Source organism: Dokdonia sp. Asnod2-E02 (assembly GCF_045063915.1).
GTDB lineage: Bacteria > Bacteroidota > Bacteroidia > Flavobacteriales > Flavobacteriaceae > Dokdonia.
Genome location: NZ_JBEFNX010000005.1, coordinates 429450 through 443219 on the forward strand (window position 1 = coordinate 429450; position 13770 = coordinate 443219).

The window sequence follows — 13770 nt, forward strand, 5'->3', positions numbered from 1 at the left end:
TAGACTAACACTACATTTATGAAGCTCTCACTAGAACACATAATTAGAAAACCCGTAAGTACAACATCGCAACCTGCTCCTCTCCTACTCTTATTGCACGGTTATGGTAGTAATGAAGAAGATCTTTTTAGCTTTGCCGAAGAGTTGCCAGATCATTACTTCATAATTTCTGCGAGGGCTCCTATCGCAATGCAGCCGTATGGTAATGCGTGGTATCATATAAGTATAGATCCAGATGGAGTAAAATCTTCAGATAATGATGGTGCACGTCAATCTAGAGATCTCATTGCAAATTTTATAGATGAAGCAATTACAGCTTATAAACTAGACAAGCATAATGTGACGTTATTAGGCTTTAGCCAAGGAACCATTTTAAGCTATGCTGTAGCTCTTACCTATCCAGAAAAAATTAAAAATGTGATAGGTCTAAGTGGCTATATTAATGAGGAAATTATTGAGCTTAAAAGTAATCCTTCTTATGCGCACCTCAATGTATATAACTCACACGGTACGGTAGACCAAGTAATACCTATAGATGCTGCTCGCAAAACACCTCCTTACCTTGAGAAAGTAGGTATAAGCTCTACTCTAAGTGAGTTTCCGGTAGGTCACGGCGTGCATCCTACTAATTTTTATGAGTTTAAAAAGTGGCTTGAAGAGCAAGTATAATTTAGTTAGGATATACTAAACTTTCTACACGATTGTAATCTACAGACCCATCTTCATTTACAAAATATTCAACTAGCAGCTCTCCCCATTTTTTACCATCTGAGAAGTCGGCTATAATCCATCTGTGGTTTAAAACCTGTACACGATTGATTTGAAAAGGTCTCCCATCACCTACAAAGTTTATAAGATCATTCCCCTTTGCCGTATTCTTTGCATATAAACCATCTACTATAACTGGTTTAATATCTTCCACAACAAGGTTATCATTATCAAAGTATTCCTTTGTGTTTTCATTACCTAAAAGTGTAAAGTACTCTGTATTTGCAAGTCTATCTTCCAGAACGCTATAAAGAGAATCTTTCTTGGCTATCTTATTCTCAAGTTTATTAATCCTGCGTTCTTGATACTCAAGACCTTTACTACTATTAATAGATTGAAAAATGATATACAACGCTGCAAATAAAAATAGGTATAGAAAAATATTTCTTCTCATAATTATGTAGTTAGGGTAAGGCCATCATAGGCTATGTAAACGTTTTCTGGGAGTTTTGCTTCTGCTTCTGCGTGAAAACCTAGATGATGACTTATATGTGTTAAATATGCTTTTTTTGGATTAATTCTAGCTATTAATGATAGAGCTTCATCAACGTTAAGATGCGTTCTGTGCGGCTCTTCACGTAAGCAATTTATAACAAGTATCTCAAGGTTTTTCAGTTTCGCTATCTCCTCATCTGCAATAGTTTTTACATCTGTGAGATATGCAATTTTATCAAAGCGATACCCAAAAACTTGTAAATCGCCGTGATAAACTTCTATAGGGGTTACCGCTATATTACCCAGAGAGATTGGTTCATTATTTTTAACCTCGTGAGAAGTTACACTTGGGGCGCCGGGGTATCTATTTTCTGTAGTGAAGATATATTCAAAACGTTCCTCTAGATTTTTAATCACTCTTTTATGTCCGTAAATAGGCATATCACCTTGTCTAAAAACAAAAGGTCTTATATCATCTAGCCCTGCAACGTGGTCTGCGTGCTCGTGGGTAAATAATATACCGTGTAAAGGAGCAGGATCGCCTGCTGGGGTGCGCTTTCGCGAAAGCGTACTTAACATCTGTTGTCTAAAATCTGGCCCACAATCTATCACATAGTTATACTCCTCCCACTCTATGAGCACAGACACGCGCAATCGTTTATCACGTGCGTCATCACTAAGACACACGGGATGCGTGCTTCCTATAATGGGAATGCCTTGTGAGGTGCCGGTACCGAGAAAGGTGATTTTCACGTAAGTGTAACTAGATTAAGAAACTGTGATAGCTAATAATTCTCTCACAAAAATACAGTTATTTTTTTGGCTAGTAGACCCTTTTTGTATCTTTGGTTAACCATTAAAAGATGGAAAAAACAATACTATGGCTGTTACAATTTTAGGAGATAAAGACTTTGAAAAGGTACCTCCCCTCAAGAACAAAGTTCTTAGAGTAAATCTTAACAATAATATATACGGAACGTTTGCAGAGATAGGTGCTGGACAGGAGACTGTGCGCCACTTTTTTAGAGCAGGCGGTGCGAGTGGTACCATTGCAAAAGCAATGAGTGCTTATGACAAAGACTTTTCTGATGCTATATATGGTGTAGAAGATGACGGTCGCTACGTGACCGAAAAGCGTCTTAAAAAGATGCTTTCTCACGAGATGAAGCTTATAGAAGACCGCATATCTCGTTACAAACAGCCAGATAAAATCTTCTTTACGTATGCAAATACGGTTGCTACCATAGATTTTGCAAAGAAGTATAAAGGACACGGATGGGTAGGTATACGTTTTCAAATCTCTCCAGAAGGTGAGTTTAATGAGATTATTTTACACGTTCGTTTTCACGAAAATGATGCTCGTTTACAACAGTTAACTCTAGGTACACTAGGTGTAAACCTTATATATGGTGCTTTTTACAAGCACGATAACCCTAAGAATTTATTGCGTTACCTGTATGATCACATAGATCAAGATCAGATAGAGATAGACACGATAAACTTCTCTGGACCTCAGTTTGAACACGTAGATAACCGTCTTATGAGTTTACAACTTGTAAAGAATGGTATGACAGAGGCCGTAATGTTTGATGCAAAAGGTAACAACATCTTACCAGCAGCTTTACTTTACAAGAAAAACGTTCTAGCCCTACGTGGTAGCTTTAGACCAGTTACTAAGGTTAATATGGATATGTTTGAGAAAGCATATAAAATGTTTGTAGAAGCAAACCGTGTTAATGAGAAGAAGACAGAGGCCATTTTTGAAATTACCTTATCAAACCTCCGTGCAGAGGGAGATATAGATGAAGAAGATTTTATGGCAAGAGCAAGACTGTTAGGCTCACTAGGGCAAACAGTGATGATCTCAAACTTTAAAGAGTACTACCGTGTAGTTGAGTATTTTTCAAACTACACAAAAGAGCGTATGGGTCTAGTAATGGGCGTAAACAATCTCATAGATATATTTGACACGAGCTACTATCGTCACTTGAGTGGAGGTATACTAGAGGCTTTTGGAAAATTATTCTTTAAAGATCTTAAGGTATTCTTATACCCTATGAAAGATTCTAAAACTGGAGAGTACACTACAAGCGATAATCTTAAGGTACACCCACGTATGAAAGAGCTTTACAAGTTCTTTAAGCTTAATGGTAAAGTACTAGATATAGAAAATTATGATCCAGCAATCACAGATATATTCTCTAGAGAAGTATTACGTATGATTTCTGATGGTGAAAAAGGATGGGAAGAAATGCTGCCAGAAGGCGTTTCTGAACTTATAAAGTCTCGTAACCTATTCGGTTACCAACCATCTGCATTACTAGAAGCAGATAAATAGCATCAATATTATAGCAATAGAAAAAGCCTTAAGTATTTTACTTAAGGCTTTTTTGATTTTAATTCACTTGTTAAGCATCTAGCAGTTGAGCAGCGTGATCCTTAGTTTTTACTTTTTTGATAACATCAGTTACTATACCTTCCTCATCTACCTTAAAGGTCATACGGTGTATGCCGTCATATTCTTTACCCATAAACTTTTTAAGTCCCCATACACCAAAGGCGTTTATCACTGTCTTGTCTTCATCTGCAAGAAGCTGGAAAGGAAACTCATACTTAGTTGCAAAATTTTTCTGGCGCTTCTCAGAGTCTGCACTTACACCTAGTAGGTGGTAGCCTTGGTCTTGTAGTTCCTTATAATTATCTCTAAGATTACAAGCCTCTGCCGTACATCCAGGTGTACTAGCCTTAGGATAAAAAAATACAATAAGCTTCTTCCCTTTAAAATCAGAAAGGCTTACACTATTTCCGTCTTGATCTGTTGTAGTAAAATCTGGGACCTTATCCCCTACTTCTAATGTATTCATCTTCAATTTAAAATTTATTGTGGTTGTGATATCTCATTTCACATCTCACAATGGTTAATTACCTTTACATAACAATAGGATCATCTCATAAAGACCATCACTTTTATAAAGTTACGAGTTATCTCTATTAACAAAAAGAAATACACTTTTAAGGTGCTATAAATTCTCAATAAAGCAATGACTAAGCAAGAAAAGGTTGACTTCACTATAGATACACTACAAGAACTTTATCCTCAAATCCCTATCCCTCTAGATCATAAAGATCCCTACACGCTTCTTATAGCCGTACTTATGAGTGCACAGAGCACAGATGTACGAGTAAACCAGATTACACCACTATTATTTGAGGTGGCAGATAATCCTTATGATATGGTAAAGCTTACCGTAGAAGAAATAAGAGAGATTATAAAGCCTGTAGGACTCTCCCCTATGAAGGCAAAAGGAATACACGGGCTATCACAAATCCTTATAGATAAATATAATGGCGTTGTACCTGCTAGCATAGAGAAGCTTACAGAGTTTCCCGCTGTCGGCCATAAAACTGCAAGTGTTGTTGTTGCTCAGGCCTTTGGTATACCAGCTTTTCCTGTAGATACGCATATACATAGACTTATGTACCGCTGGGGCTTTACAAATGGTAAAAATGTGGTGCAAACAGAAAAGGATGCAAAGCGCCTCTTTCCAGAACATCTCTGGAATGATCTTCACCTCCAAATCATCTGGTACGGCCGTGATTACTCACCTGCTAGAGGATGGGACTTAGAAAAAGATATCATTACAAAAACCATAGGCCGTAAGACAGTACTTGCAGACTATGAAAAAATGATGGCCAAAAGAAAGAAGAAGAAATAAGTTTTACGCTTTCGCGAAAGCGTACTCAAAACCCATAAAAAAACCCCGATGACTAGTCGGGGTTTTCTCAAAGTTTAGTTGATGAGTGCTTCAAACTTCATCGATTTATAATGTATAACACTTAAAGCCTTAGAGTAGTTCAAGAGATAATCTACAGTCTCTTGTTTTGGTTCATATGGGGTCGTCTTTTTATTACCTGACGAAGGTTTAGAGTAAAGTTTTGCCATTCGGATTTTCTTTGGTTCTTATCAAGAACGCAAAAAAGTATGGCTTATTATGTTAATTTGTTAAAACTATGTTATTTGTATCAATCACTTTTCTCAAATTGATCAATGCATAACGCATTCTACCCAGTGCAGTATTAATACTCACTCCCGTGCGCTCTGAGATTTCTTTAAAACTCATCTCTTGGTAAATACGCATTTTAAGTACTTCCTTTTGATCTTCTGGTAGCTCTTCAATGATGCGTTTTACATCTCTGTTTACTTGATCACGTACCATTTGCTTCTCAGCATTAAGACTATTATCACTTAGTACAGAAAATATTGAAAACTCACCTGTGTTATCAAATTTAGGCATACGGTTATTACGTCTAAAGTGGTCTATCACTAGATTGTGAGCGATACGCATTACCCAAGGTAAAAATTTACCCTCTTCATTGTACTTTCCTTTTTTGAGCGTTTTAATGACTTTAATAAAAGTATCTTGAAAAATATCTTCAGAGATATCGCGGTCATACACCTTTGAGTATATAAAACTATATATACGCTGCTTATGCCTTGCGATAAGCATAGCCAATGATTTTTCGTCTCCTTTGATGTAATTGCTAACGAGCGTAGCATCTGTAATTAAAACACTTTTCATAAGTACCACTTTGTAGATTAAAATTGCTAGAACCTCCATTCTAGCCCAAAATTTTATAAAGTAGTATTATGCTATACGCAGTTTGTTTTTGTGTTTATAACGGTAAATATATAATAATTATGTTAACCTTTCTTAAAAAATAGGGTATTTACACAATATTTTAATCAAAACATCTTAAAACCCGTCTTTACTCGGTTTTAATAGCACTACACTTTCGGTATCTTTGTTAGATATCTAAAGAATTGCGATGCTTATAGACGTTGAGGATGTAAATCCTAAGAAGAATATTATCATTAAGGGTGCCAAACTCCACAATCTCAAAAATATTAATGCTGTTATCCCTAGAAACAAACTTGTGGTCATCACAGGGCTCTCTGGATCTGGTAAATCATCATTAGCCTTTGACACACTCTATGCCGAAGGACAGCGTCGCTATGTAGAAAGTTTATCATCATATGCCAGACAGTTTTTAGGCAGGCTAGATAAACCTAAGGTAGACTATATAAAAGGTATTGCTCCTGCTATTGCTATTGAGCAAAAGGTAAACAGCACAAATCCTAGATCTACCGTAGGTACCTCTACAGAGATTTATGATTATCTCAAATTACTTTTTGCCCGTATAGGCAAGACCTACTCGCCTGTGTCTGGCAATGAAGTAAAAAAGGATACCGTTACAGATGTGGTAAAGTATATTTTGGCTTTCACCAAAAGAGAAAAACTCCTGCTCCTCGCTCCTATTCACTTAGAAAAAGGAAGAAAAATTGAATCAAAACTTCAAGCCCTTTTACAACAAGGATATGCTCGTATACAAGTAAAGGGAGAAGTAAAACGCCTAGATGAAGTAGCCGAAATAGGTTCTAAGCTTAAAGCGAAAGACATCCTACTTGTGGTAGACCGTATCATCACAAATCCAGAAGATGAAGATTTTGTAAATCGTCTCTCAGACGCTATACAAACGGCGTTTTTTGAAGGTAAAGGAACGCTCTTTATAGAAAAAATGGAAGACGGCTCACGGCGCCAGTTCTCAAATAAGTTTGAGCTAGATGGAATGTCATTCTTAGAGCCTAACGTACATTTATTTTCTTTTAACAATCCTTATGGTGCCTGCCCTACTTGTGAGGGCTATGGTGATGTAATAGGTATAGATGAAGATCTTGTAGTGCCTAACACGGCACTCTCTGTGTATGAGAATGCTATTTTTCCTTGGAGAGGTGATAGTATGAGTCATTACAGAGACCAGCTAGTTAATCGTGCATATAAGTTTGACTTCCCTATACACAAACCTTGGTTTGAACTCACGCAAGAACAGCAGCAGCTTGTTTGGGAAGGTAATACACACTTTGACGGACTCAACAAGTTCTTTAAATTCTTAGAGTCTAAAGCTTATAAAATACAAAACCGGGTGATGCTCTCTCGCTACCGCGGTAAGACAAAATGTAATACCTGTAAAGGTAAACGCCTGCGCCCAGAGGCAACTTACGTGAAGATAGGAGGAAAAAACATTGTAGACCTTGTAGAGTTACCACTTAACGAAGTAGAAGACTTTTTTAATGGATTAACGCTTAATGAATATGATACTACGGTAGCAAAGCGATTACTTACAGAAATAAAAAGTAGGTTACAGTTTTTACAAAAAGTAGGACTCAACTATCTCACACTTAATAGAAAATCTAATACTCTCTCTGGTGGTGAGTCACAACGTATTAACCTCGCCACATCATTAGGTAGTAGCCTTGTAGGCTCTATGTATATTCTTGATGAACCTAGCATAGGTTTACACCCTAGAGATACAGAAAAACTCATAGAGGTCCTTAAGTCTCTAAGAGATTTAGGCAACACAGTCATCGTAGTAGAGCACGATGAGGATATTATGAAACAAGCAGACTTCATAATAGATATAGGCCCTGAAGCAGGAACCTTTGGGGGTGACGTAGTTGCAGTAGGTGACTATGATGATATTCTTAAAAGTGAGTCACTCACGGCAGGATATCTGAATGGAACATTAGAAATAGAGGTACCTAAAAAGCGTAAAACTTCAAAATACTATGCAGAGGTTATAGGTGCTCGAGAAAATAATCTTAAAAATGTAGATGTCCGTTTTCCTCTAGGAGTTTTTACGGCTGTTACAGGTGTTTCTGGAAGTGGTAAGTCTACACTTGTGCGTAAGATTCTCTACCCTGCTATGCTTAAAGCAATAGGAGGTTATGGTGAGAAAGCAGGACAGTTTACAAAACTCACCGGTAATTATGATAACATAAAAACCATAGAGTATGTAGATCAAAACCCAATAGGAAGGTCTTCTAGATCAAATCCGGTAACTTATATCAAAGCTTACGATGATATTAGAAAACTATTTGAAAGTCAGAAACTTAGTAAAATAAGAAATTATAAAGCAAAGCACTTTTCTTTTAATGTAGATGGTGGTCGCTGTGAGACTTGCAAAGGTGAAGGCGAGGTAACTATAGAGATGCAATTTATGGCAGATGTGCATCTTGTATGTGAGACGTGTAAAGGCAAGAGATTTAAAAAAGAAGTGCTTGAGGTAGCTTTTAATGGTAAAAATATAGACGATATCCTCACGATGACTATTGACGATGCGGTGTCATTTTTCACAGAACATAATGAGGCAAAAATAACACGTAAATTAAAGCCACTTCAAGATGTAGGCCTAGGATATGTAACTTTAGGACAAAGCTCTTCTACCCTCTCTGGTGGTGAGGCACAACGTATAAAGCTTGCAAGCTTTCTCGTAAAAGGAACTACAAAGGACAAGACGCTATTCATTTTTGATGAACCTACTACGGGACTTCACTTTCACGATATAAAAAAGCTCCTAGCTTCTTTTGAGGCTCTTATTGAAAAAGGTCACTCTATCATTGTTGTAGAGCATAATATGGACCTTGTGAAATGTGCAGACTATGTTATCGATATGGGACCAGAAGGTGGTAAAAATGGAGGAAAACTCGTAGCGGCCGGAACACCAGAAGAAGTTGCAAAAAATAAGAAATCATTTACCGGTACATACTTAAAGGAAAAACTCTAAGCATCTACTAATTAGATATTACCTCCGAAAGTCCTATTTTAGTACAATGGGACTTTCTAATTTTATAAAAAACCTCGTTCAAGCTACAAAAACTACAGCTTTTGATCCTGGTGTATTTAATGATGAGCTTGCCAGTAAGGTTAGTTGGTCACCTAAGGCTGGCGGTGGCGCAAACTTCAAGACCAAAAGCTTAGTAAAAATCTCTGATAGCGAACTTCAATATAAAGCCTCCTCTTTTGGAAAAATACTTGGTGCACTATTTATTATTTTCCCTATAGTATTTATCCTTGTAGGAACTACAACTATTATTAAAACAGGCTTTAAGGTAGAAGCGTTAATTTTTGTACTAATCCCTCTTATTTTTATTGGTGTAGGGATCTTTATAATTAAAAAATTCAATACTACAATTACATTTAATAAGTCATCAGGCTATTTTCATAGAAGTAAAAAGAAAGAAGTAACAAGCCTAGCTGTGCAAGAAGATGCACATAATTTCAAGCTAGACACGATAAAGGCTTTACAAATTTTACCAGAGCGTGTGCGTGGTGATAAAAGCTCTTACACCAGCTATGAGATTAACCTTGTATTTGAAGATGGTAGCCGTTATAATATTGTTGATCACGGCCACAGAAAGAGTATTGAAACAGATGCTGTAACACTAAGTGATTTTTTAGGAGTTCCCGCCTGGAATAAAATGACAGGAACCACCTATTTATCTTCATCTAGTGCTACTAGCTCTTCATATAACAGCCTTGAACCTCACGATCTGAGATCAAATAAAAATAAAACAAGTTATGATTCGTCATCAACGACTTATGCTAGTGATAGTATTTATGAGACAGATGATCTAGATAGTGATTATGACTCAACAAAACCTCGAGAAATGTAGTATCACGCTTTCGCGAAAACGTAACAAAAACCATCAACACGTTTAATTATGAAAAACCTATTACTACTGTTACTTCTGTTTTCAATTACGTTTGTGAGGTCACAATCTAATACAGAGATTTTTCTATTTGATATCGATGCCACGCAAGAAAAACCTGTGCTTAACAACAAAAAAAACATTAGTCAAAATAAAGGCTATGACAGCCAGCCACAATTTCTGGCAGATAATGTGATTATTTATGCTGGTACTCTTGAAGGGCAAACAGAAATCATACAGTATACGAGAGGCACTTCAAAACAGTTTAACATAAGCACTCAAGGAGGAGAATACTCTCCGCAGTTTATGATGGGTACACGAGGAATCTCTGCAGTGCGTCTAGATCCAGATGGCTTACAGCGTTTATATCACTACCTACCTAGAAAAACAGAAACTCCTACCCTAGTTAAAGATGCGGTAGTGGCTTACTATACTTGGTTTGACAAGAATACCATTGTAGGAGCAGATATTGTTAAAGATAATTTACATCTAGTAATTCATCACTTAGATAGTAAAAAAACAGAAGACCTGAAGATAGCAGTAGGTAGATCTTTTCATAAAATACCTGATACTCATCTGGTAAGTTTTATAGACAAAACTTCACAACCCTGGATGGTAAAATCTATTGACCCAGCTACAAAAAAGATAAAAAACATAATACCGCTAGATGAGGGCGTAGAAGATATAAACTGGCTACCAGATGGTCGATTACTTGCGGCAAAGGGGAATACCATTTTTGTAAAAAACAAAAACGCGTGGAAGGTCTTCCATAGTTTTAAAGATACTGCGCTACAAGACATCACACGGTTTGCTATTGCGCCTAGTGGTAATCAGATTGCTATTGTATCTACAATCTCACAACCAAAATCTGAGTAATCATTTATCTATCATAAAGATGAAAAACAAGAGCGCAATGAAGACAAAAATGAATAGGCAGCTTATTTTGAGTATGACATTCATACTCACATCTGTAATTGTCACTGCTCAAGGCTTTACTTATAATGAGGGGACTGACGGTGACCTCTCAGACCAATTTGACGCTCCTAGTGGTCCTTTTATTCTCGAGGTAGGAGATAATAGCATTACAGCAGACCAACAGGGTAATCCTCGTGATATAGATTATATCACGATTACATTACCTCCAGATTTACAGCTAGATCAACTTGTTCTTGACGGATATACCGCAGAGGGCACCAATAATGAGGCATTTATAGGCTTGCAAGAAGGCAATGCGTTTACAACAGATGCAATGACTACAACGGCAAGTGATTTACTAGGAGGTATGACGTACGGTGGCGGTAATCTAGATACAGATTTACTACCACAAATTGGGCAACTAGGCACAGGCTTTACCCCACCACTACCTACCGGAACTTATACCTTCTGGCTTAATCAAACAGGACCTAACTCTCAGGCTACGCTTAGATTTGTAGTTTCAGGAACTCTAGATATAGAAGAAGTTACCACACAAAATGATATAGTAATCTACCCTAACCCAGTACGCGAGACGCTACATATAAGCGCTCCAGGCACAGCCGTTCAGAAACTCGAAATCTACAATATCACAGGAAAATTAATAGTCTCGCAGGCTACTCTATCACCTGTAACATTTAGTGCCACACCGTCCGGAATCTATTTTGTAAAAGTCTTTACAAGCTCTGGTATTATTACTCAAAAAATCAACAAACTATAATATTAATGAAACACCTATTAACCATCTGTTTACTCACACTCGCATTATCGAGCTGTAAAGAATCTACAACAACTGTATCCCCATCTTCAGACCTTGTTGAAGATACAAGCGAGATACCTAATAATAAGATAGACCACCAGTTACTACAAGTTCAAAAGGCCACTATTGCACCAGAGCTGGACGGAAAGGCAGATGATCCCATATGGAATAGTGTGAGCTGGCAACAATTAGATCAAAAATGGCTAGGAGATGATTATACTGCACAAGACTTCGCTGGTCGTTACAAACTTGCTTGGACTCCAGAGGCCTTATATATACTTGCAGAAATTACAGATGACGTAATTTATGATAAAGAAAAAGACCCACTCACCCTATGGTGGGATGATGACTGCCTAGAGATTTTTATAGATGAAGACAACTCTGGTGGTGGTCACCAGTTTACCCACAATGCCTTTGCATATCACGTAGCTCTAGACGGCAATGTGGTAGATGTTGCTCCAGGTAAAACACCTACATTATACAATAGCCACGTACAATCTAAAACTACAAGTGTAGGAGAAAATACGATGCTGTGGGAGTGTAAGATGACCATCTATGATGCTACTTATAAAGATGGTGGTGTGAACGAGCAAAAAATACTAGCACCTAATAAAAAAATGGGCTTTGCCCTAGCCTATTGTGATAATGATGCAAGTGAAGAGCGAGAAAACTTTATAGGCTCTGTAGCTGTGCCAGGTGAAGATAAAAACAGAGGCTGGATAGACGCAGGTATTTTTGGCACTATTGAGCTCGTGGAGTAAATCTTCGGTTGCTGTAATTCAGCTGTAAGGTTTATATACACGCTTTCGCGAAAGCGGTCTACACATCAACACATTCTTTACTATCTTTAAAACAAAAATTTATACTTTATATCAATGTTAAGAAATTTACCCACCCTACACATTCCAAATCCAAAACAACTCATCACTACCTCTGTACTTACTGCTTTTACATTTTGCCTTTCTATAGGTACAAGTGTAGCGCAAACAGATACAAGAATCTATGATATCATAGATGCCGTATCTGAAGACAGATTACGGGCAGATGTAAAAAAACTTGCAGATTTTGGAACAAGGCACACCTTAAGTGATACCGTTTCAAACACTCGCGGCATAGGCGCCGCTAGAAGATGGATAAAAAGTGAATTTGAAAAAACATCTCAAGCTTGTAATAACTGTCTAGATGTTTTTTACCAGAGTGATTTAGTAAAAAAAGGTACAAACCCTCGTATTGTAAAGGATGTAGAAGTAGTAAATGTTGTAGCCGTACAAAAAGGCAGCAAGTACCCTAACCGTTACATACTAATGAGCGGTGATATAGATAGTAGAATTTCTGATCCTACAAATTATACAGATGACGCTCCTGGGGCAAATGATAATGCGAGCGGTATGGCTGGTACACTAGAAGCGGCAAGAGTATTATCAAAATATACTTTTGAAAACAGTATCATATATGTAGGCCTCTCTGGAGAAGAGCAAGGACTCTTTGGAGGAAAAGGGCTCGCAGCTTACGCAAAAGAGCAAGGCTGGGAGATTATAGGTATTATGAACAATGATATGATAGGTAATATAGAAGGTGTAGATGGGGTAATAGATAATAGAACCTTTAGAATATTTTCTGAGCCAGTCCCTCCTACTGAGACAGAGAGACAGCGCAACGCAAGACGTTTTTATGGCGGTGAGGTAGATGGTATATCAAGACAACTAGCTCGTTTTATTTACAAAACCACAAAGACGTATATGCCAGAGATGAACCCTATGATGATTTATAGACTAGATCGTTTTGGTCGTGGTGGTCACCACAGACCTTTTAACGATGCTGGTTTTGCTGGAATACGTATAATGGAAGCACACGAAAATTATACACAGCAACACCAAGACATACGTACAGAAAATGGAATCAATTATGGAGATACTTTTGAGCACGTAAACTTCCCATATAATGCAAAACTTACAGCCGTAAATGCCTTAAACCTTGCAAGCATCGCCTGGGCGCCTCCTACTCCTAGTAATGTAGGTATAGGTGGTATTGTTGAGGCAAATGCACGTTTACAGTGGGATGCCGTAGAGGGCGCAGTAGCTTATAAAGTGTACTGGAGAGACACCACCTCTCCTACTTGGGATAACTCAAGACTTATTACAAGTGGTACAAGTGCCACTCTTAAAGGTATTGTGATAGATAACTTTTTCTTTGGTGTAGCTGCTGTAGGTAAAGATGGTCACGAGAGTCCAGTAGCATTCCCTAGCACTATTATAAGAGATTAACCTAATACCATATAGACTCAAAT

General features: G+C 37.5%; 13 protein-coding genes. 9 read left to right on the forward strand and 4 right to left on the reverse strand.

Translation table 11 applies throughout. The features are described from left to right. Positions 1-18: 18 nt before the first annotated feature. A complete protein-coding gene (locus ACJJVM_RS01860) occupies positions 19-669 on the forward strand; it encodes an alpha/beta hydrolase (protein WP_405210606.1) in 651 nt (216 codons plus the stop codon). A 1-nt stretch (position 670) separates the two neighbouring features. On the opposite strand, the gene ACJJVM_RS01865 is transcribed toward ACJJVM_RS01860, so the two are convergent. Together ACJJVM_RS01865 and ACJJVM_RS01870 are read right to left on the reverse strand one after the other, a co-directional pair. Beyond that, entirely contained in the window at positions 671-1162 is a 492-nt protein-coding gene (locus ACJJVM_RS01865; RefSeq protein WP_405210607.1) for a hydrolase, read from the reverse strand. A gap of 2 nt (positions 1163-1164) precedes the next feature. Next, positions 1165-1956 (reverse strand): MBL fold metallo-hydrolase, encoded by a 792-nt coding sequence (locus ACJJVM_RS01870; RefSeq protein ID WP_405210608.1) that lies wholly within the window; start codon positions 1954-1956, stop codon positions 1165-1167. Between the two features lie 127 nt (positions 1957-2083). Between ACJJVM_RS01870 and ACJJVM_RS01875 the strand changes: the two genes are divergently transcribed. Then, positions 2084-3541, forward strand: coding sequence for a hypothetical protein (locus ACJJVM_RS01875; protein WP_021779033.1), 1458 nt, complete (start codon positions 2084-2086; stop codon positions 3539-3541). A 70-nt stretch (positions 3542-3611) separates the two neighbouring features. On the opposite strand, the gene bcp is transcribed toward ACJJVM_RS01875, so the two are convergent. Next, positions 3612-4067: a thioredoxin-dependent thiol peroxidase gene (gene bcp, locus ACJJVM_RS01880; RefSeq protein WP_405210609.1), complete on the reverse strand. Its 456-nt coding sequence runs from the start codon at positions 4065-4067 to the stop codon at positions 3612-3614. Positions 4068-4244: 177 nt separating this feature from the next. Between bcp and nth the strand changes: the two genes are divergently transcribed. Next, positions 4245-4919 (forward strand): endonuclease III, encoded by a 675-nt coding sequence (gene nth, locus ACJJVM_RS01885; protein WP_021779031.1) that lies wholly within the window; start codon positions 4245-4247, stop codon positions 4917-4919. Positions 4920-5198: 279 nt separating this feature from the next. Here the strand turns inward: nth and ACJJVM_RS01890 are convergent, their stop codons facing one another. Continuing rightward, the gene (locus tag ACJJVM_RS01890) at positions 5199-5783 is read right to left on the reverse strand and encodes an RNA polymerase sigma factor (protein ID WP_038600795.1); all 585 of its coding nucleotides are present in this window, start codon (positions 5781-5783) and stop codon (positions 5199-5201) included. 247 nt (positions 5784-6030) lie between these two features. Here ACJJVM_RS01890 and uvrA point away from each other — a divergent pair, with 247 nt between their 5' ends. The 6 genes from uvrA to ACJJVM_RS01920 all read left to right on the forward strand — a co-directional run bounded on the left by uvrA (position 6031) and on the right by ACJJVM_RS01920 (position 13747). After that, the gene (uvrA, locus tag ACJJVM_RS01895; protein WP_405210610.1) at positions 6031-8826 is read left to right on the forward strand and encodes an excinuclease ABC subunit UvrA; all 2796 of its coding nucleotides are present in this window, start codon (positions 6031-6033) and stop codon (positions 8824-8826) included. Positions 8827-8872: 46 nt separating this feature from the next. After that, on the forward strand, positions 8873-9715 hold the full coding sequence (locus tag ACJJVM_RS01900) for a hypothetical protein (protein WP_405210612.1): 843 nt from the start codon (positions 8873-8875) through the stop codon (positions 9713-9715). A gap of 48 nt (positions 9716-9763) precedes the next feature. Continuing rightward, the gene (locus tag ACJJVM_RS01905; protein ID WP_405210614.1) at positions 9764-10627 is read left to right on the forward strand and encodes a hypothetical protein; all 864 of its coding nucleotides are present in this window, start codon (positions 9764-9766) and stop codon (positions 10625-10627) included. A gap of 37 nt (positions 10628-10664) precedes the next feature. Then, on the forward strand, positions 10665-11444 hold the full coding sequence (locus tag ACJJVM_RS01910) for a T9SS type A sorting domain-containing protein (protein ID WP_405210615.1): 780 nt from the start codon (positions 10665-10667) through the stop codon (positions 11442-11444). Positions 11445-11449: 5 nt separating this feature from the next. After that, positions 11450-12244 carry a sugar-binding protein gene (locus ACJJVM_RS01915; protein ID WP_405210616.1) on the forward strand — a complete coding sequence of 265 codons (795 nt, stop codon included), beginning with the start codon at positions 11450-11452 and terminating at the stop codon, positions 12242-12244. Positions 12245-12358: 114 nt separating this feature from the next. Further along, positions 12359-13747: a M28 family peptidase gene (locus ACJJVM_RS01920; protein ID WP_405210617.1), complete on the forward strand. Its 1389-nt coding sequence runs from the start codon at positions 12359-12361 to the stop codon at positions 13745-13747. Positions 13748-13770 lie beyond the last annotated feature (23 nt).